Source organism: Comamonas halotolerans (assembly GCF_030162935.1).
Classification (GTDB): domain Bacteria; phylum Pseudomonadota; class Gammaproteobacteria; order Burkholderiales; family Burkholderiaceae_C; genus Comamonas; species Comamonas halotolerans.
In genome coordinates this window covers 13,497-33,637 of sequence record NZ_JASAUZ010000004.1, presented here as the reverse complement: position 1 = coordinate 33,637, position 20,141 = coordinate 13,497, and the positions used below count along the sequence as shown (strand labels likewise).

At 52.3% G+C, this 20,141-nt stretch carries 18 protein-coding genes; 3 read left to right on the top strand and 15 right to left on the bottom strand.

The features are described from left to right. Positions 1 to 181: 181 nt before the first annotated feature. Positions 182 to 1,264 carry a PQQ-dependent sugar dehydrogenase gene (locus tag QEP11_RS04755; RefSeq protein WP_284335550.1) on the top strand — a complete coding sequence of 361 codons (1,083 nt, stop codon included), beginning with the start codon at positions 182 to 184 and terminating at the stop codon, positions 1,262 to 1,264. Positions 1,265 to 1,277: 13 nt separating this feature from the next. Here the strand turns inward: QEP11_RS04755 and QEP11_RS04750 are convergent, their stop codons facing one another. From QEP11_RS04750 to rpiA, 4 genes are all read right to left on the bottom strand, one after another. Beyond that, entirely contained in the window at positions 1,278 to 2,198 is a 921-nt protein-coding gene (locus tag QEP11_RS04750; protein ID WP_284335492.1) for a putative bifunctional diguanylate cyclase/phosphodiesterase, read from the bottom strand. After that, complete coding sequence (locus QEP11_RS04745) at positions 2,182 to 2,877, bottom strand: GGDEF domain-containing protein (RefSeq protein ID WP_284335491.1); 696 nt, start codon at positions 2,875 to 2,877, stop codon at positions 2,182 to 2,184. Before QEP11_RS04745 ends, QEP11_RS04750 begins: the two co-directional genes overlap by 17 nt. Positions 2,878 to 3,241: 364 nt before the next feature. After that, a complete protein-coding gene (locus QEP11_RS04740) occupies positions 3,242 to 4,471 on the bottom strand; it encodes a nucleoside recognition domain-containing protein (protein ID WP_284335490.1) in 1,230 nt (409 codons plus the stop codon). A 21-nt stretch (positions 4,472 to 4,492) separates the two neighbouring features. Beyond that, the gene (gene rpiA / locus QEP11_RS04735; RefSeq protein ID WP_284335489.1) at positions 4,493 to 5,185 is read right to left on the bottom strand and encodes a ribose-5-phosphate isomerase RpiA; all 693 of its coding nucleotides are present in this window, start codon (positions 5,183 to 5,185) and stop codon (positions 4,493 to 4,495) included. Positions 5,186 to 5,221: 36 nt separating this feature from the next. Between rpiA and QEP11_RS04730 the strand changes: the two genes are divergently transcribed. Then, positions 5,222 to 6,268, top strand: coding sequence for a quinone-dependent dihydroorotate dehydrogenase (locus tag QEP11_RS04730; RefSeq protein ID WP_284335488.1), 1,047 nt, complete (start codon positions 5,222 to 5,224; stop codon positions 6,266 to 6,268). A gap of 97 nt (positions 6,269 to 6,365) precedes the next feature. On the opposite strand, the gene QEP11_RS04725 is transcribed toward QEP11_RS04730, so the two are convergent. The 5 genes from QEP11_RS04725 to QEP11_RS04705 all read right to left on the bottom strand — a co-directional run bounded on the left by QEP11_RS04725 (position 6,366) and on the right by QEP11_RS04705 (position 9,463). Beyond that, positions 6,366 to 6,743 carry a hypothetical protein gene (locus QEP11_RS04725; protein ID WP_284335487.1) on the bottom strand — a complete coding sequence of 126 codons (378 nt, stop codon included), beginning with the start codon at positions 6,741 to 6,743 and terminating at the stop codon, positions 6,366 to 6,368. Beyond that, positions 6,740 to 7,135 (bottom strand): phage holin family protein, encoded by a 396-nt coding sequence (locus QEP11_RS04720; RefSeq protein ID WP_284335486.1) that lies wholly within the window; start codon positions 7,133 to 7,135, stop codon positions 6,740 to 6,742. Before QEP11_RS04720 ends, QEP11_RS04725 begins: the two co-directional genes overlap by 4 nt. A 54-nt stretch (positions 7,136 to 7,189) precedes the next feature. After that, a complete protein-coding gene (locus QEP11_RS04715) occupies positions 7,190 to 7,495 on the bottom strand; it encodes a glycine zipper domain-containing protein (RefSeq protein ID WP_284335485.1) in 306 nt (101 codons plus the stop codon). A gap of 124 nt (positions 7,496 to 7,619) precedes the next feature. After that, a complete protein-coding gene (locus QEP11_RS04710; RefSeq protein ID WP_284335484.1) occupies positions 7,620 to 8,729 on the bottom strand; it encodes an NAD(P)/FAD-dependent oxidoreductase in 1,110 nt (369 codons plus the stop codon). A 284-nt stretch (positions 8,730 to 9,013) separates the two neighbouring features. Continuing rightward, complete coding sequence (locus QEP11_RS04705) at positions 9,014 to 9,463, bottom strand: hypothetical protein (protein WP_284335483.1); 450 nt, start codon at positions 9,461 to 9,463, stop codon at positions 9,014 to 9,016. 591 nt (positions 9,464 to 10,054) lie between these two features. Here QEP11_RS04705 and QEP11_RS04700 point away from each other — a divergent pair. Continuing rightward, positions 10,055 to 10,234 carry a hypothetical protein gene (locus tag QEP11_RS04700; protein ID WP_284335482.1) on the top strand — a complete coding sequence of 60 codons (180 nt, stop codon included), beginning with the start codon at positions 10,055 to 10,057 and terminating at the stop codon, positions 10,232 to 10,234. 492 nt (positions 10,235 to 10,726) lie between these two features. Here QEP11_RS04700 and QEP11_RS04695 read toward each other — a convergent pair whose 3' ends face one another. From QEP11_RS04695 to odhB, 6 genes are all read right to left on the bottom strand, one after another. Next, positions 10,727 to 12,001, bottom strand: coding sequence for a discoidin domain-containing protein (locus QEP11_RS04695; RefSeq protein ID WP_284335481.1), 1,275 nt, complete (start codon positions 11,999 to 12,001; stop codon positions 10,727 to 10,729). 1,295 nt (positions 12,002 to 13,296) lie between these two features. Next, positions 13,297 to 15,351: an ATP-dependent DNA helicase gene (locus tag QEP11_RS04690; protein ID WP_284335480.1), complete on the bottom strand. Its 2,055-nt coding sequence runs from the start codon at positions 15,349 to 15,351 to the stop codon at positions 13,297 to 13,299. A gap of 117 nt (positions 15,352 to 15,468) precedes the next feature. Then, the gene (locus QEP11_RS04685) at positions 15,469 to 16,140 is read right to left on the bottom strand and encodes a hypothetical protein (protein ID WP_284335479.1); all 672 of its coding nucleotides are present in this window, start codon (positions 16,138 to 16,140) and stop codon (positions 15,469 to 15,471) included. 10 nt (positions 16,141 to 16,150) lie between these two features. Then, entirely contained in the window at positions 16,151 to 17,254 is a 1,104-nt protein-coding gene (gene zapE / locus QEP11_RS04680) for a cell division protein ZapE (protein ID WP_284335478.1), read from the bottom strand. Positions 17,255 to 17,378: 124 nt separating this feature from the next. After that, positions 17,379 to 18,806, bottom strand: coding sequence for a dihydrolipoyl dehydrogenase (gene lpdA / locus QEP11_RS04675; protein WP_284335477.1), 1,428 nt, complete (start codon positions 18,804 to 18,806; stop codon positions 17,379 to 17,381). 91 nt (positions 18,807 to 18,897) lie between these two features. Further along, positions 18,898 to 20,133 (bottom strand): 2-oxoglutarate dehydrogenase complex dihydrolipoyllysine-residue succinyltransferase, encoded by a 1,236-nt coding sequence (odhB, locus tag QEP11_RS04670; RefSeq protein ID WP_284335476.1) that lies wholly within the window; start codon positions 20,131 to 20,133, stop codon positions 18,898 to 18,900. Positions 20,134 to 20,141 lie beyond the last annotated feature (8 nt).

The following is a 20,141-nucleotide window of genomic DNA, read 5'->3' as shown; positions in this document are numbered from 1 at the left end:
AAAGAACAAAAAAGCCGCATACATGTGCGGCATAGAATAAATCAGGTTGTTTTTATACACCTGCTGTATAGGCCACAGAGCCATCATTGCCAACTTTTTCTTCCATCTGCAGCCCGATTGTTTTTCCGCAAACCTTAACCAAGGAGCCCCAGCCATGCAAAGACACATCAATGCCTACTCCATGCTCGCTGCCAGCCTGCTCTTTGCGCAAGCCCACGCGCTGGAAGTCAAACCCCAGATGGTTGCCGAAGGCTTGCAGCACCCCTGGGCTGTGGCTTTTTTACCAGATGGAAAGTATTTGGTGACAGAGCGCCCAGGCCGCATGCGTGTGGTGAGCGCCGATGGCAAGTTAAGCCCACCTGTACAGGGGTTGCCGGATATTGCAGTGGGCGGCCAGGGTGGATTGCTGGATGTGGTACTGGACAGTCAATTTGCAAAAAACCGTACCCTCTATTTTTGCTATGCAGAGCCTGCTCTCAGTGGCAGCAATGGCACTGCTTTGGCCAAAGCTCAGCTGTCTGGCGATCAGACAAAGCTTGAAAACCTGCAGATCATCTTCAGCCAGCAGCCCAAGAAAGCCAGTCAGTTGCATTTTGGTTGCCGCATTGTGGAGCGCGCTGACGGCAGCCTGTTGCTGACCTTGGGAGAGCGCTCGCATTTCAAGGAAGAAGCACAAAACCTGCGCAGCCACCTGGGAAAGATTGTGCGCATTCAAAAAGACGGCAGTGTGCCAGCAGATAACCCCTTTGTAGGCCACCATGATGCGCGGCCTGAAATCTGGAGCTGGGGGCACCGCAACCCTCAAGGTGCTGCACTTGCTCCTGATGGCACGTTCTGGATGAATGAACACGGGCCTCAAGGCGGTGATGAAATCAACCGCCCTGAGCCTGGCAAGAACTACGGCTGGCCAGTCATTACATATGGTGAAAACTATGGCGGTGGAAAAATTGGCGAAGGTCTAACGCACAAACAGGGCATGGAACAGCCTTGGCACCATTGGACACCGTCAATTGGCGTCTCGGGCATGGCATTCATCACCTCCGGACGCTATCCCGGCTGGCAAGGCCAGATGGTGGTGGGGGCTCTGAAAGCCAAGCGCCTGGAGCGCATCACGCTGAACGGCCAGAAGGTGCAGCTTGTTGAACCCTTGCTACCCAAGCTCGGCCAGCGGGTGCGCGATGTGCGCCAAAGTCCAGATGGCTGGCTCTACGTGCTCACCGATGAAAAAAATGGCCAGTTGCTACGTCTCGTCACCCAGCCTTAAGAACCAAAGCCCCTTACCCAGCAGGCTCCAATGTGCGCTTTAGCAGCGACTCTCTTGCACACTGAGCAGGTAAGGGGCGACTCAAAAAATAACCCTGTACTACGTCGCAGCCCGCCGTTTTCAAAAAGACGAATTGATCCATCTTCTCCACCCCTTCTGCCACAACCTGTAGCTTCAGGTTGTGCGCCAGCGTGATGATGGATGTGACCAATACTCCTGCCTTCTGGTTGCTACACAGTTCCTTGGCAAACGATTTGTCCAGTTTGATGGTTTGAATCGGTAGCGCGCGTATTTGACTCAAGCTGGAGTAGCCCGTACCAAAATCATCCATTGCAATACGTATCCCCATTTCTTGTAGTTGGCGTAACACTTGCTGCGCAGCGCCTGAGGAATCGACCAGACAGCTTTCAGTAATTTCCACTTCAATCTCTTGCGCTTGTATGCCGTAATGCTGCAACCAGGTGCTGATACGACGAGGGAAATCCACATCACGCAATTGCAATGGCGATACGTTGAAGGCAATAGGCACAATTCGAATGCCCTGCAAACGCCAGGCGGCTATCTGCCGACAGCATGCCTGCACCACCCAGTCACCCAGCACTTGGATATGACCAAGCGCTTCTGCCTGCGCGATAAAGTCTCCTGGATAGATCAGCCCCTGCTGTGGGTGCTGCCACCGTACCAACGCCTCCAGCCCCACAATGGTGCGATCCTGCAGACATATCTTCGGTTGAAAGTGCAACAACAGCTGTTCCTGAGCAATCGCAGTGGGAAGCTCCCGAGCCAGGCAGCCTTCCATTTTTCCATTCAGAAAGGACAAGCGTTCGTAATACATGCAACGATTGCGCCCTGCCTTTTTGGCAGCAGCCATGGCATCTTGCGCAAGATTGCACAGCGTATTCGCATCATGTCCATCGCTAGGAAAAAGCGCCACGCCCACGCTGGCTGAAATATGCAGCGGTGGTGCTGCAATGCCAATGCACCTCGTAAGGTGCCGACAGCCCATCCATCAATCTGGACACCCATCCATCCGTACAAGCTGTGCTTTCCATGGTGTGCAGCAGCACTGCGTACTCATCCGCCCCCAGTCTCGCAATGGTGTCACTCTGGCGGAGCATGCCCGTCAAGCGCTGAGCCACTGCCTGGAGCAATGCGTCAGCGACCATATATCCCAAAGTGTCATTCACGCTTTTAAAGCGGTCCAGATTCAGATACAACAAAGCGTAATGCTTGCTGGCATGTTGTGCCTGTGACAAACGGTGGTTCACAAGCTCATAAAACATGCTGCGACTGTACAGGCCTGTCAGAGGGTCCCTGCCCCTCAGATTCATTGCTTTCTGCTTTTCCTGCTCCAATTGCCTAATCAGCTTGAGCTTGTCATCCTGGTTTTTGATTAACGCACGGCGCAAACACTGATATTGCTGTCTGGCGTGATACACCAACCCGGCTAGCAGCAACACCATTCCAGCAAGTAACACCAAAGGCAGCGATACCCGTTGTACGTAGCGGTTTTGCAACGTATGCAAGGTTCGCGTCGCATTGGCCCTGAACGCTGGTCTGGGAATTACAGATGCATGGGCAAATCGTGCGCAATACAGGGCGGTATGAAACATGGCAGCTGTGTCCACGCTTCCAGTCGAGGGCTGTACGAACCAACTATTTGCACCAAGATCTGCCCATGTGGGTGGCTGCAAATGTCTCAAGGCCTCTGCAGACGGCAAAGGAATCACCACACGCATGTCTGCCAGCCCCCATCCAGCTCCAAGCAACGTGAGCCCTATCCCGATTCCTAGCAACTGCGCTAAGAGTGTTTGTTTACCGCTGCACAACAGTCTCCGTAGATATGACCACCTCTGTATCAACGCTGGGAAAAACGATGTGACCATGTCACGGTAAAAGCTTGCTCATGTCCGCAACATTTTGTAAATAAAGCGTGACAGGCAGGTGACATTGGCCTCGAATTGATGTGTCCTCTTGCTAACCAAAGAACCAATAAGTCACTGCAATCGCAGCCACCACACCGGCAAGCTCTGCAACCAAAGCACATGGAACAGCATGCCGCGCTTTCTGTATGCCTACTGCGCCAAAATAGACAGCCAGCACATAAAAGGTGGTTTCAGTGCTGCCTTGAATGGTGGCCGCAGCCAAAGCCGCAAAACTGTCCACACCTTGGCTTTGCATGGTTTCAATCAACATGGCGCGCGCAGCGCTACCCGAAAAGGGCTTGACCAGCGCTGTCGGCAATGCATCGACAAAACGACCATCCATCCCCAGAACGCTGACACACCAGCGAATGGCATCCAGCACATAGTCCAGGGCACCCGAAGCGCGAAACACTCCCACGGCACAAAGCATGGCCACCAGATACGGCAGCAACCCCTTGGCCACATCAAAACCTTCTTTGGCACCGGCGACAAAGCTGTCGTAAACCGGGACTTTTTTGTAGGCCCCCAGGCTCACGAACAGCACGATCAAGGCAAACAGGGTGAAGTTGCCCAGCAAGGAAGACAGAGAAGCCAGCGCTGCAGCACTGAGCGTAGTGAGCAAAGACATGAACGCTGCCAGGCCCAAACCTACGGGCAGCAAATAAGCCAGCACCACAGGGCTGAAGATGGGCAGGCGCTGCACCAAAGCCACCGACAGCACCCCTACAAGGGTGGATGCCGACGTGGCCAGCAAAATGGGCAGAAACACCAGCGTGGGGTCTGCCGCACCCTGCTGCATGCGATACATGAAAATGGTGACCGGTAACAGCGTCAACGATGAGGCATTGAGCACCAGAAACAGAATCTGTGCATTGGTGGCTGTATCCGGCCTGGGATTCAGCTCCTGCAAGGCACGCATGGCCTTGAGACCCATGGGCGTAGCAGCATTATCCAGCCCCAGCCCATTCGCAGCAAAGTTCAGGGTAATGAGACCCAGCGCTGGATGGCCACGCGGCACCTCCGGCATCAGCTTGCCAAACAGCGGACCCAGCACCTTGGCCAGCCATTGCACCACCCCTGCTTCTTCGGCAATACGCAAAAAACCCAGCCATAACGTCAGAGTGCCAAACAGCAGCACCATGACCTCCACAGAGAGTTTGGCCATGGCAAACAATGCCTGCACCATTGATGCAAACACCTGTGGCTGCCCACCCACCAGCCATTGCGCCAGTGCCGCGACAGCCGCCACCAGGAAAAAGCCCAACCAGAGCTTGTTGAGCATGTGCGTGCTCGCCGTCAAAAATTAGTATGTTATGGTGCGCACGCCATCGGCGCAGCCCAGCAAGCAGACATTAGCTTTCTGGTGGGCAAACACACCCACGGTGACCACACCGGGCCACTGATTTACTTCACACTCAAATGCCAATGGGTCGGCAATCTGCAAACCACGCACATCCAGAATGTGCTGGCCGTTGTCCGTCAGCAATGGCTGGCCGTCCTTCAAGCGAATGGTGGCCGTACCACCCATTGCTTCAAACTTGCGTGCGATCTGCCCAGCTGCCATAGGAATCACTTCGACGGGCAGAGGGAAGGCACCTAGCGTAGAAACCAGCTTGCTCTCATCCGCAATGCAGACAAACTGCTTGGCCAAAGCAGCCACAATCTTTTCGCGCGTCAGGGCCGCACCGCCGCCTTTGACCATAAAACCTTCGCCGTCGATTTCATCGGCTCCGTCGATATACACCGACAGGCTGCTCACTTCGTTGGCATCGAAAACAGTGATGCCCAGTGCCTTCAAGCGCTCCGTACTGGCCAAGGAACTGGACACTGCCCCCTTGATCTGGTCCTTCATGGAAGCCAGAGCATCAATGAATTTATTGACGGTGGACCCCGTTCCAACCCCTACGATTTCGCCAGGCACCACATATTGCAGTGCGGCTTTACCGACCAAAGTTTTCAATTCATCTTGTGTGAGGGAAGCTTGAGGTGTCGTCATGGGGGAAAATCCGGTTAATCCCTAGAATTATTCACCATGTCGCTTATCCCTTACGCACTCATTCGCCCCTTCTTGTTTGGTATGGCCCCTGAAGCGGCCCATGACTTCACCATGAACACTCTGGCCAAGGGCCAGGGCACTCCCTTGCAATGGGCCTGGTCTGCGCCGCTGGTCAAAGACCCCATCACGCTGGCAGGGTTGCAGTTTCCCAACCGTGTCGGCATGGCTGCGGGGCTGGACAAGAATGCCCGCTGTATCGATGCACTGGCAGCCATGGGCTTTGGCTTTGTGGAGGTCGGCACTGTGACCCCCAAGGGTCAGCCAGGCAATCCTAAGCCACGCATGTTCCGTATCCCTGAAGCCAGGGGCCTGATCAATCGTCTGGGCTTTAACAATGATGGACTTGACGCCTTCATAGCCAACGTCAAGAAATCCGCCGTACGTGCGCAAGGCAAACCGATGTTGCTGGGTTTGAACATCGGTAAAAATGCGGTCACCCCGATTGAAGAAGCCACCAATGACTATCTGATCTGTCTGGAGGGCGTGTACCCTCACGCAGACTATGTGACGGTCAACATCAGCTCCCCCAACACCAAGAATTTGCGTGCTCTGCAAAGTGACGAAGCTTTGGACGGGTTGCTTGGAGCGATTGCCCATAAGCGTGAACAACTGGCTGCGCAGCAAAACCGCCGCGTTCCAATCTTCGTGAAAATTGCGCCCGATTTGGATGAAGCTCAGGTCCACGTGATTGCAGCGACCCTACAGCGCCATGGAATGGATGGTGTTATTGCTACCAACACCACGCTCAGCCGAGATGCTGTCCAGGGTATGCCCCATGCTGAAGAAACTGGTGGCCTGAGTGGCGCTCCCGCCTTTGAAGCCAGCAACCGCGTGATTCGCCAGTTGCGCGCTGCCCTTGGCAACGGATACCCGATTATCGGTGTAGGCGGCATCATGTGTGCAGCAGATGCAGTTGCCAAAATCAAGGCGGGTGCAGATGTGGTGCAGATTTACAGTGGCTTGATCTATGCAGGCCCTGAACTGGTCACGGATGCGGCCAAAGCCATTCAAGCACTGTGCTAATGTTTCTGCGGAACTGCTCTGGCGAAGCCGTGCACTATTGAATCTGCGCCAACAAAAAAGTCCGGCATGCCGGACTTTTTTTATAGAGGCTGAGTGCTTAACGCCTCATTTTTTGCAGCAAAGGCAATGCCAAACCACCGTAACGCATCAGTTTGCGAGGTCCAATCATCAAAGCAAGTCCTGCAACAGCAGCCGAAGCTACGGGATGCAGTTTGACAAAAGTAGCCAGTCGCTCAGCAAAAGGCGCATCTGCAGACACTGCCGCTGGCTGCGCACGCAACGCCTTGGCCTGCAGCTGTGCCTGCTTGGCCGCCGTCAGCCGATCACGTTGCTGAGCGATGCGCTTGAGTACGGCTCGCTCTTCATCACTGGCGCCCAGCCAGCGCGCATCCTTTTCCAGGGCAGCCATGGCAGTCATCACCAAAGGCGTCTCGGCATGCGACTGCTCCCCAGTGCTTGTCGCGGAAGTATTCACAGCTTCTCCTTGATCAACGCCCAATCGCGGGCCAGCTCCGCACGTGTGAGTGCAAACGGGTTGCTGGATTTGCGCAATGCAGACAGCAGTACCCCCAAGGCTCCCAGCCAAGCCAAAAACCACACTCCAGCAATCACCCAGGCCACGACATGACGCTGTGGACTGTCCCAGAACTGCACCAGAACTGCCAAAGACAGCAGCACCAACGCCACAATCGTCAGGCCGCCCATCACAATACCCAGCACCAAGATGGCTTGGAGACGTTTTTTCTGCGCACTCCACTCCAGGCGCGCCAACTCCATGCGGTCTTCTGCCGCGATCGCGCCTTCATTGAGATTGGCCCGCATGCGAGCAGTCAAGTTGTCCAATCCAAACGCAGACATCCAATTCACGGCAGTTTTCCTTTGTGACGGTGAGTTGCTGAAGGTGAAGACAAAACCAGTTGCTTAGCGGCGAGCCAGCAAAAAGCCCAGCAACGCACCTACGGCCAACGCGGCACCAGCCACTCTCCATGGCTCATCATGCGCATAGCGATCCGCCACATAAGCTGCTTCCTTGGCTTGACGTGCGGCTTCATGCGCGGCATTCAGTGCGGTCTCTCGGGCTTGGTAGACGCCGTCGTCCAGCTTTTGACGCAGCACACTGATTTGAGGAATGGAATCCAGATCCTTGCTAGCCAGCAAGCCGCGTACGTCGGTCACCAGCTTTTCCAGATCGGCTTGTGCAGTGGATACGGTGTCAGAAAATGCCATGATGAAAGCCTTTCTTTGAGGTCAATAGAAAAATCGTGCGTCATCGCCAACAGGCATGATCGCTGTGTTTGGCGTCATCTTAGCGAATGCCGGCCAGCCTACAAGTCAGTCTATGCCGCACAAATCAAGATTGGGCTTGCAATTGCAGCAAAACCTCATCAGCAATGGCTAGGCAACTTGTCAACCCCGGCGATTCGATACCAAACAAGTTCACCAGCCCTCGCACCCCATGGATGGATGCACCCTGAATCACAAAGTCAGCAGCCGCATCTTTGGGACCGGAAATTTTGGGGCGAATACCCGCATAGCCCGGAGCCAAACTCCCTATCTTCAGATCGGGCCAGTACTTGTGCACCTCCGCGTAAAAACCTTCGCCGCGCTGCGGATCAACCTGCAACTGCTCAGGACTATCCACCCACTCAACATCAGGGCCAAACTTCGCCTGTCCACCTAGATCCAGTGTCAAATGAACCCCAAGGCCAGCAGCTTCAGGCACGGGATAAATCAGGTGACTGAACGGGGCTCGCCCGCTCAATGTGAAGTAGTTGCCTTTCGCAAAATATGCTTGCGGCACATGCTGTGCAGGCAACCCTTTCATGCGTGATGCAAGCTGCGGAGCAAACAAGCCTGCAGCATTGACCACTTCTTGTACCAACAGTTCAGTGCCATCTTCGGTGCGAATCAAGATGCCATCTTCTTGCACTTGGGACGAGGCTACTGCAGACAACAATGCCAGTGCACCACCAGCGTTCTCCATGTCACCTTGCAAAGCCAGCATCAATCCGTGGCTATCCACAATTCCAGTGCTCGGAGAAAGCAACGCCGCATGACACTCCAGCGCGGGCTCGAGCGCTTTAGCCTGCTCACGGCTGAGCCATTGCATATCGCATACCCCGTTGGACTGCGCCTTGCGCTGTATTTGCTCCAGCTGGTCGACTTGTTCAGCACTGGTCGCCACAATCAATTTGCCACAACGTCGGTGCTCAACACCTTTTTGTTGGCAATAGGCATAAAGCAACTCCTTGCCTTGTACGCACAAGCGAGCTTTCAAAGAGCCTGCGGGGTAATAGATACCGGCATGAATGACTTCGCTGTTGCGTGAACTTGTGCCTGTACCAATCGCATCTGCAGCCTCAAGCACAATCACCTCGCGTCCTGACTGAGCAAGCGCACGCCCCACCGCCAACCCGACAACGCCAGCGCCAATCACTACACTTTGAACCTGATCCACCACAATTTGTCTCCCTAATCTATTGCCACCAATGATGCAGCTTTTGTAGTCCCTCACAGCCATTAATGCTTATCAATTGCTTACAGCAACCGTTTTTACAATGCCTGCAATGCGTCTATCAGCACCGCTTTCAGGAACCGACGCGCATGTACTCTGTAGTCTGCGCCCTCTGCCTTTGCGACTTTGGCAGACATTTCACCATAGAGGTTTTTCCCCATGAGAGCCATACTTGCTCAAGCAAGCAACAGGCTGACTCGCAAACGGCATGACCGGAACGACCTATTTTTTTATATGCGCTTGCGCTTAGCATCTTCCCAGTATTTATAGGCTCTACGTTTAAGCTGCCCGAACGAGAATGTGCCAGCTTGAACGGATGCATTCGTTGCAGGGGACTCCTCACTACTGGCATGGATATCTGACACAGCACTATCTGAGCGGGCAAGCACGCCCTGTCCCAATTTATGCAGCAAGATTGGCTGGGAATGGCTTTCCATTCGCTGAATCACGATCGTCCCATCATGGTGCAGATATAGCCAGACATCTGTACCTGCAATATTGGGCAAATAGCAAGGATCACATTCCAGGTCACGCCATCCATGGCTTTCATGCAATGCCAATTCTGTAAAAGATCGCATGTCGTGATTGGGAGTTTCAAAAATCAAATTGGCATCAATCCAAAGGGATTTCACCAATTCAAAAGCTTGCTCACGTGTGCTACACGCAGCAGCGTTTTCCAATCTTGTCAAAAAAGCAAATATTCTTCGCACTGATCCCCCTTAAAGAAGAACAATTAAAAAATTCGGGGTAAACAACAGCATTTATATACAACAAACTCTCCACTTGCAAGAAAAAAACAAAGATTTAATAAAAAATCACCACTTCAACAATTGAAAATAAAAGGATTAAAATCTACTTTTGAACGGAATCATACATTCTAATAACGCAAATTAGTTATAAAGATACAAATAGAAATAAAATTTTTTAAAATTCAAAAGAATTAATTTGAATTATCTCCCAAGAAAGCAAGCATACATAATTCTAAAATACTCTTTCCAAAAGTTTTTTACTACTCCCCTTCTGAAAGTGGATGCCAGCAGCAGGACACTTCAATCATCCCACATGAAGCAAATCAGACTAGGTTTGATTTTGTCACCCAGAAGACCACAAACGTGAACTCCTCGAAATATCGACAGGGGGGTTCCAGGGGATATGCTTTACAAATCGTTGCCCGTTCTACACAAAAGCCGAGTCTTTAATCCTACGACTGGCATTGAGACGATGCTACGCACTCACTATCTGCAGCAGTAATTGGACTGAGTGATTCAGCCATGGAAGAGTCTTTGAACGATGTGCCCGTAAATCGCACATTCTTCGAGCTCTATGTTGTGCTGTCTCGTCTGTCTGACGTGATTACCATCATGTGCTGTGGCAAAACACCAAATCTAAGCCATTTGCTGCAGAAGGACCATCTGGGGCCAGACATGCTGCGCTCGGCCAAGTATCAGTAGACTACCAGGTCCATTTGCTCAATACAGGAACAGCTGTCAATGCCTCACCGCTCAACACACCGGTTTCAATGAAGAATGAAGAACGCAGTGGCAAGACACCTGAGATGCATCAGCCTAAGGAGAAGCAGCCGTTTCGACTATGTCAGCAGTTTAAACTCCGAAGACGTGCTGGAAGTAAGGCACAACGCAGAGAATCACGTAGTTGCGCCAGCATACTTATGGCTGGCCCAAAAGAGGCACTGGATTTACAAAAGTACGCGATTATCTGCAAATGGCCAAAATCCGCCACAAGGGCTTGTTGAAGCGATTTTTGAAAAGAGGCTGCTTAGTATCACTAGCCGCAGTGTCTTCGATCCAACGCAAGCACGGCACAAAAATTTGAAAACCAAATTTTCTAACGCATCTTATATTTCTTACATCAACTCAGTTCATAATCGTGTACAAAGTCTTAGGCTTTGTACACGTATTGCAAAGCAAATATTTTACGAATGATTAATTTTTAATATTAAGAGAATAAATTCTCTCTTTTATATAGTCAGTTATTCTTTGATTGTATTCAGGAGTCGCATGCGCATCATCAAAAATATCAACATTACCATTAAAACTGACAGAACCAACATCGATAAAGGCGACATTTTTTTCAGTAGCAACTTCACGGATAACCTTATCAAAATCGTCTCTTAGCTCGACTTGTTTTTGGGTAATTTTTCCATTGACAACAAAAATCCTATTTAACCCAGTGAGAACGACACGCTTGCGATAGCCAACTGCAATATCCACCAACTTTGCCATGTTCGCTTTAAATTGCGCTCTAGTTTGAAAATTCAAGGCGTCATTAAGACCCAAACGTAATATTACCGTATATGATGGGTCTTTAGCCAGAAGCTCGCTAAAAGATTTTACGCTCCAATTTACATAATATCCACTGAGTATATCATCATATATTTTTTGGACTTTAATTGACTGACTAGGAGGCGTAACTAAATGCATAGCCCAAATTCCTGGTACGGAGTAGTCAATTGCCCCTAGCTGATTTGCCATCGGGCTGTCGATACGATCAGCATAAAGTTGCCCATTAAAATTTAATGGTTTCCATGCAAATCCCCACGTTGTACTATCGCCATATATTGAAATACCTCTTTGTGCTTGATCTACAAACTCGGTATCATATCCCAACTTTACATCTGCCAACTGAAAAAACTCAAAACCAAGGCTATCAATTGAAGCTTTTTTTGCAATTATTTTTATTGCAGATGTATGTATTCTATTGATAGGTATATGAACATACCCACTCGGAGCTGGATTTGGAAAATCCAAGACTTTTTTTGAAGTAATCCAATTATTACCACTTAAATATTGAATTTCGAAATTCAATGGAAATCCTGACGCCTTAGAGACACTATATTGTACACTTTCATCGTTTCCATCAGTTTTTTTATAAGTGTCTTTATAAGTGTCTTTGCGAGGGTAAAGTTTTACATAATCAATATAAGATGGGCTGCGAAAATTCACTGAAACCCACGCTTCACCACCAGTATTCTTTAAATAGTTACTACTCCATGCTGTATTCACATTGCCGTCAATCAAATTATGCTTTCCCCAATCTTTATTAATGGAAGTTGATACATTAACGGATGATATGGGTATCTCGACTTCATACGCAGCGCTTGCCGTCGAGCAAAAAACATATGCAGAACCCAACAAATGGAAAAGAACTTTTTTAAAAGTTACTTTTTTATTCCTCTGTGAGAATGATTTATTTTTCATTTTGATATAAGCAATGTTGGAAAGGTGTAAGAGTTTCCATCCTATCCTCTACATTACAAATTTCCACAAAGCCGTTGCCACGTTCCAACAGATTTATTTTATTTATTTAAATAAAGACTTAAATCAAATTGACACTGATACGTTTAAGCTCTCCTCAACTTTAGGAAAAAACCTCAGACTCAACCCTTTAAAGTGACACTTATGCAATTGCAGTCATCTGCCCATAGTGTGTGGCAGTTGCCATTCGATCTATAGCAAATAGAGCAGATCAAAAAGAGCATTGCCTAGAGATGGTTTGCCCCCTGCTGAATGCGACTACCTGCAGCACGACTCTGCAAACAACACACATAAAGTAAATCGACATGGGTATGAGCCTGCCATCTCACAAAGAGCACAAAAGTGTATTTCTTGAAGAGATAGACAGGGAGGCTTCATGAATTGCACTCGTGCAAATCGTGCGCCGTGCAACACCTAAGCCAAGACTTGGCATCCTAGATTGGCCATCGAGATGATGCTATGCATTCAATAGCTTCAGCAATGGTTTGGGCTGACTGATTCAGCCATGAGAGAGCCTTTCCGTGTATCGCGAGTTCGTCAAGCTCAAAGGTGTGCTGAACCACCTGCCCGACGAGTGCTCCATCCTGCGCAGTGGCTCAACCCCAAGTCCATGCTAATTCCAGAAAAGATCCATAAGGAGTCCGGGATGCTGAGTATGGCCAACGATTCGCTGAGCTTCAAGGGCTTGGCAAATTCGTTCATCACGACGTGGCAAATGTACATGATGTAACTTAATCCAATGCCCTGCTGCATAGTCTGGATGCCGATGTCTACGGTGACTCGGGGTAACAGTGCACAGATAAACGGTCCTATGCACAAATAGATGTGCGCTGGTACGTAGACGTCCGTCCAGCCAATCGCAGCAAAACCTTAGACAGTCCACAATTCAATGTGCATCTTTCCTATGAGATACAGACGAACAACACACGCATCCGAGCCAGGGCGGAGCATCCGTTTGCGGTCATCAAACACAGTTAGATTTGCCAAGGTCTGCTGCAAAGGTCTGGTGAAGAACACAGGATAGATCGTCACATTGTTTGTACAGGAAACCCTGTGGATGGCCAGAAAAAGCTACTGGTTTTACATGCCTGATCGCATCTGAAATGGCTCATGGCAGCCGCAGTGGACTGACGAAGCGACTTTTGAAAAAGAGGTTGCTTCGTATCGTCAGCCGTTGAGTCCCCAAAGCATCGCATGCACGGACAAAATATTGGAAAGCCAAGTTTTCCTGACGTTACCTAAGTTTTCTCAGGATGAATTAAGTCATCCGGCTCAGTGGCACTCACAGGCAGCGCACCTTCGGCCAGCGCCAACAAAGCAGCTTGCCACGCTGCCTCCAAACCCACTCTGTGCATTGGAGGCAATGCCTGCACCAGCCGTTTTCCATATCCTTTGGTGCGCAACCGGGTATCGGCCACCACAAGGATTCCTTTGTCGGTTTCCCTGCGAATGAGACGTCCTGCACCTTGTTTGAGGGCCATGGCAGCTTCGGGCAGCATATAGTCAAAAAAAGGACTGCGCCCTACTGATTCCAGCTGCCGAGACCGAGCCTCCACCAACGGATCATCAGGTGGAGGAAATGGCAATTTGTCAATCACTACGAGTTGAAGCGCATCTCCAGGGATATCCACCCCTTCCCAGAAGGTGGACGATGCCACCAATACACATCCCCTGCCGTTGAGTTTGTCTGCACGAAAACGCTCCATCAGCACATGCTTGGGGCCTTGGCCCTGAACCAGCACATCAATTGGCTCAAACATGCCAAAACGCTGCTGCAGTTGCGTTCCAATAGCTTCCAGTGCTTTGAGCGTTGTAGTCAGCACCAATGTGCGTCCACCCAAAACGGCTGCACCATCTCCAGCCAGCTTGGCAACCGCTGTGCTGTGTGCCACTTGCTGTGAAGGCTCTGGAAACTCCTCTGGAACGTAGAGCACAGCTTGGTGCTTGTAGTCAAATGGGCTCTCGACCTTGAGAACTTGCGCCTGGCGCAAGCCACAAGTTTCTGTAAACCATCGCAGATCATCATCGTCACCCAATGTGGCTGAGGTAAAAATCCAGGCTTTGCGAGGTAAAGTCTCTACATCCGAGCCGTCTTGCTCCCCCATGTGCGCACGCATGAGCCGCGCGATACTCAGTGGCGATTCCATCAAACGCAAGTGCTGACGTGATACTTCCAGCCAGCGCACCGCATCATCGGGCACTGGCTGGGCGAAGCTAGCCAGTTGGGACAGCAGTCTCGCGCCTCGTTCGTACACCGGCGTCAAGGCACTGGCAGTTTCCGACACCTTGGCAAGTGCGAGCAGCAGCGCACGCAGTGACTGTCCCACATTGTGCAAACCACGTCGCCACGCAGTTTCGGCAATACCTTCTGGCGCATTACCCAACCAGCGCAAGCGCACTCCTGGTGGACAGTTTCCTGCCTGAGCACGCCATTCATTGATGGCTTGCTCTAGCTGTCCCAATAACTGCAACCAATCAGCCAAGCCGCGTGCATGCAGTGTGACATCAGCCAACACATCTTTGATAAAGCCCTGAAGCTGTCTTGTGCCCAGAATCCAGCCCGCAAATTGAATACCTGTTTCGTTGAGTTGGTGCGCCTCATCAATCACCACCAATCCCGCCGAAGGCAGCAGCTGTGCAACTCCTGAGTCGCGTACTTCCATATCGGCAAAGAACAGGTGGTGATTTACCACGCAGATGTCGGCCTCCAAGGCTTGCGCTCTGGCCGTGTTGACATGGCACTGCTCCCAATGCGCGCAGCTACTCCCCAAACAGTTTTCTTTGGTCGACGTCACGAGCGCGGCCACTACAGAGTTTTCTGCCAGCCCTGGCAGCTCACCCAAATCACCGCTGCGTGTTCCATGCGACCAGTCCTGCACACGAGACACGGCTCGCAATACCTGAGGATCCAGCGGCTGCTTGCTCTGATAGACCTGTGCCAGCCGATGCAGACATAAATAGCTGGAACGACCTTTGAGACGAGCCACTCGCAGCGGGATGCCCGAAGCCTGTATCAGGCGCGGCAAGTCACGCAGATAAAGCTGATCCTGCAAGGCCTTGGTTGCCGTGGAAATAACGACACGCTCGCCACTGAGGAGCGCAGGAACCAAATAAGAAAATGTTTTACCGACACCCGTTCCTGCTTCAACAACCAGCACTCCGCCATCTTCAATGGCCTGAACGACCGCCATAGCCATGGCTGTTTGTCCAGTGCGCGGCCGAAAATGCGGTTCTGCACGCGAAAGCCAGCCGTCTTCAGTGAAAGCTGCAGCAACCTGATCATGCAAATTCATAGCCTAATGGTGGGGTTGTGCACCGTGCAAAAGCCACAGGGTATGCCACCATGGCCGCGTCTGCTTGGGGCCGCACATGGCAGCAATAGCCCTATGACATGCTAGCAGCGCAGTTGGTTAGGGCTTCCGAAGTATGTCTGGAATGGGCAGCGGAGCAGCTTTTCGGTGCTCGGACTCTGCCGCTTTACTGGCACGCCGAGCCTCTGCAGCCTCTATTTTCTCTTTCTGTGCTTGCACCGCCTCAGCACGTTCCTTAGCCTGGCGCACTTGTTTGGCTGCCACAGACGCCTCGTGCTCCCGAACACGTCGAGCTTGCTCAGCGGCACGTTTTTGTGCTTCAGTGGCACGCGACTCCGTGCTTAGCACGCCAGAGCCGTCACGCGGTGTCACCGTAACCGGAGAAGGCACTTGCTTTTCTCGCTTCTTTTGCTCAATGGCGCGCAGTCGCTCGTCAGCCTTATCGTGCCGCTCTTCACTGTTGATACGCAACTCACGCTCGCGTAGCACATTGTCTTCTTCACGTGCAGCTTTTCGCACTTTAGCCAGACAGTTCTCTACTGCGAATTTCTGCCAGCAGTCTTTTTCTGCCCCAGTTTTGCGTGACTCAATCTCTGCACGAATTTTGCGGATTTCAGCACGTGCCTGCTCGCGCGCTGCTGCACGCTCCTTGAGTTGTGCTGCATGGTTTTTGTCATCAGGATTGACGGATTGCGCATGCGCCACCCCCGTCAACAGCAGACCAGATACAAAAACGCTGCACGAACGTGCCAACAAGCTAGAGACTTTCATAGCGATGACCTCAGGTCAATCCGGTATCCACTACCCGCCGTTCAAGCGAAAGGAATTCCTGGGATTGCATTTCATTCAAACGCGACACCGTGCGAGGAAACTCATGGGCCAACGGGCCTTCGGTATAGAGTTGCTCGGGCGGCACGGCTGCCGACATGACCAGTTTGACACGACGGTCATACATGACATCAATCAGCCAGGTAAAACGCCGTGCAGGCGACGCCATATTCACAGGCATATAAGGCACATTGGACAGCAATACGGTATGGAACTGCGAAGCTATTTCCAAATAATCGTTTTGTGAGCGCGGGCCACCACAAAGTTCCCGGAAATCAAACCAGATCACACCGCCCGCACGGCCAATGGCTGCAATCTCCCGAGACTCAATCTTGAATACTGGTTTTTCTTCAGCTACATCCGCTAACTGCTCAAACGCAGCCTGCATGGACGCATCAGCTTCTGCACCCAAAGGGCAGTGATAGAGCTTGACCAACTCCAGAGTGCGACGGCGATAGTCCGTACCATTGTCCACGTTCACCACGTCCATGCGTGCATTGAGCAAGTCGATGGCGGGCAAGATGCGGTCGCGGTGCAGCCCATCGGGGTACAAGCCATCTGGGGTGAAGTTGGACGTGGTGACAAAACCCACTCCGTTATCAAACAGCGACACCAGCAGTCGGTGCAAGATCATGGCATCCGTAATGTCTGCCACGTGGAATTCATCAAAACAAATCAACTTGTAGCGCTTGGCTATTTTTGCACCCAGGGCATCCAGCGGATTTTGGGTTCCTTGCATCAGGTGCAGTTCACGGTGCACCTCACGCATGAATTCATGAAAATGCAGGCGCACCTTGCGCTTGATGGGCACTGCATTGAAAAAACAGTCCATCAAAAAACTCTTGCCGCGCCCTACGCCACCGTACATATAGACGCCACGCGGGATATCGGGTTTTTGAAAAATCTTCTTGATCGCGTTGGATCGTTTGGATTTGTACGCCGCCCAATCATCGGCACAGCGCTGCAGCGCATCCACGGCACGCAGTTGTGCAGGATCGGCAGTAAAACCTTTAGCGGCGAGTTCGGCCTCGTAGGCCGCACGGACAGACTGACTCATGCTCATCCAGCTTTCTTGCTCTGCAATTGATGCGATTTCACGCAGCAAAACAGCGCTCTTTAAAACAATAGCGCCAAGCGCAGGTAAAACCTGGGCTTGGCAGCTATTTCGCTTCTAAATTGAATTAGAAGTTCAGCGTGCGCTTATCAACGGCCAAAGCAGCTTCCTTGGTCGACTCAGACAGCGAAGGATGAGCGTGGCAGATACGTGCGATATCTTCGCTCGAAGCCTTGAACTCCATGGCCACAACGGCCTCGGAGATCAGCTCGGAAACCATGGGCCCCACCATGTGAACACCCAGGATTTCGTCGGTTTCGGCATCGGCAATGAACTTGACCATACCTGTGGTGTCGCCCAATGCACGGGCACGGCCATTGGCCAGGAAGGGGAACGAGCCCGCCTTGTACTTCACGCCGTCAGCCTTCAGCTGCTGCTCGGTGCGGCCCACCCATGCCACTTCAGGGCTGGTGTAGATCACGGAAGGCAGTGTCGCAAAGTTCACGTGACCATGTTGACCAGCGATACGTTCTGCCACAGCCACAGCCTCTTCTTCTGCCTTGTGCGCCAGCATGGGGCCGCGCACCACGTCGCCCACCGCCCACACGCCAGGCAGGTTGGTTTTGCAGTCGTCGTCCACCACAATGCAGCCACGCTCGTCCAGGGCCAGTCCAACGGCTTCAGGATTGAGGCCCTTGGTGTTGGCAGTGCGGCCAATCGAAACGATCAGCTTGTCCACTTCCAGCGTTTGGGCTTCGCCCTTGGCGTTGGTGTATTCCACCTTCACGCCCTCACCGCTGATGTCAACATTGCCAATCTTCACACCCAGCTCAATCTTCAGGCCTTGCTTGTCGAACGCCTTCTTGGCTTCCTTGGCAATTTGTTCGTCCACTGCGGGCAGGAACTTGTCCATGCCTTCCAGCACGGTCACTTCCGTGCCCAGACGGCGCCATACCGAACCCATTTCCAGACCGATCACGCCTGCACCAATCAGCGCCAGCTTCTTGGGAGCGGCGTTGATGTCCAAAGCGCCATCGTTGGACAAGACCTTGACTTCGTCAAAGTCCAGACCAGGCAAAGGACGTGCGTTGGAGCCTGTTGCCACCACGACTTGGGGTGCAACCAGTGTCTCTTCAGCCTTGCCTGTCACCTTGATCTCGTAGCCACCTTCGACAGCCTTGGAGAACGACGCTGTGCCGTGGAAGAAAGTGACCTTGTTCTTCTTGAACAGGTACAGGATGCCGTCGTTGTTCTGCTTCACGATGGCGTCCTTGCGGGCGATCATCTTGGGCACATCGATGGCCACTTCGCCGGTGCTGATGCCATGGTCGGCAAAGTGCAGCTTGGCGTGCTCAAAGTGTTCGGACGATTGCAGTAGCGCCTTGGAAGGAATGCAGCCCACATTGGTGCAGGTGCCGCCGGGTGCGGGAGTACCGGCCTTGGTGGACCACGCATCGATACAGGCCACGTTCTTACCCAGTTGTGCAGCGCGGATAGCAGCGATGTAACCACCAGGGCCTGCGCCGATCACGATAACGTCAAATTGCTTGCTCATGTCTCAATAATCTCTTCAATAGGTGCTTGAAAAAACCCACCGCTGGCGTGGCCGAGGGTGGGTTTTCGTCGAGGTTCGAACCCGAGGTGAATTACAGGTCGAACAGCAGGCGGGAAGGATCTTCCAGCGCTTCCTTCATGGCCACCAGACCCAGGACGGCTTCGCGACCGTCGATGATGCGGTGGTCATACGACATGGCGAAGTAGTTCATGGGGCGAACCACGACCTGGCCGTTCTCAACCACTGCACGGTCCTTGGTGGCGTGAACGCCCAAAATTGCAGACTGTGGGGGGTTGATGATGGGAGTAGACATCATCGAGCCGAAAGTCCCGCCATTGGAGATGGAGAAAGTACCGCCGGTCATCTCTTCAATGCCCAGCTTACCGTCTGCAGCCTTCTTGCCGAATTCAGCAATCTTCTTTTCGATGTCGGCAAAGCTCATCTGGTCAGCGTTGCGCAGGATTGGCACCACCAGACCGCGAGGCGAGCCCACAGCAATACCGATGTCGAAGTAACCGTGATAGACGATGTCGTTGCCGTCCACCGATGCGTTCAGCACGGGATACTTCTTCAGGGCATGCACGGCAGCCTTCACAAAGAAGGACATGAAGCCCAGCTTCACACCGTGTTCCTTGACGAAGTCATCCTGGAACTTCTTGCGCAATGCCATGACAGGCGCCATGTTCACTTCGTTGAACGTGGTCAGAATGGCATTGGTCGATTGCGATTGCAGCAGACGCTCAGCAACACGAGCACGCAGACGGGTCATAGGGACGCGTTGCTCTGGACGGCCAGACAGGTCTTCCTTGGCAGCAGGTGCAGCCACTTGAGGCAATGCAGCCTTGGGAGCGCCCGTGGGGATGGTTGCGCCGGCCTTGATGGCCGACAGCGCGTCACCCTTGGTCACGCGACCATCTTTACCTGTACCAGCCACGCTGGAAGCGGACAGGTTGTTTTCCGCCAGCAACTTTGCTGCAGCAGGCATGGCCACATCGCCCTTGTTGGCAGTAGCGGCGGGAGCTGCAGCAGGAGCAGCTGCGGCTGGTGCAGCAGCGGTAGCAGGTGCGGCGGCAGCGCCAGCCACTGCGTCGGTGTCGATCTTCGCGATCAGTTGCTCGGTAGTCACCGTTGCACCGTCACCTTGCACGATCTCAGCCAGCACACCGGCTGCAGGAGCAGGCACTTCCAGCACAACCTTGTCGGTTTCGATTTCGATCAAGATTTCATCAGCGGCCACGGCTTCGCCGGCCTTCTTCTTCCAAGTCATCATGGTCGCTTCAGCGATGGACTCGGACAGCTGGGGAACTTTAACTTCTACGATTGCCATTTGAATTC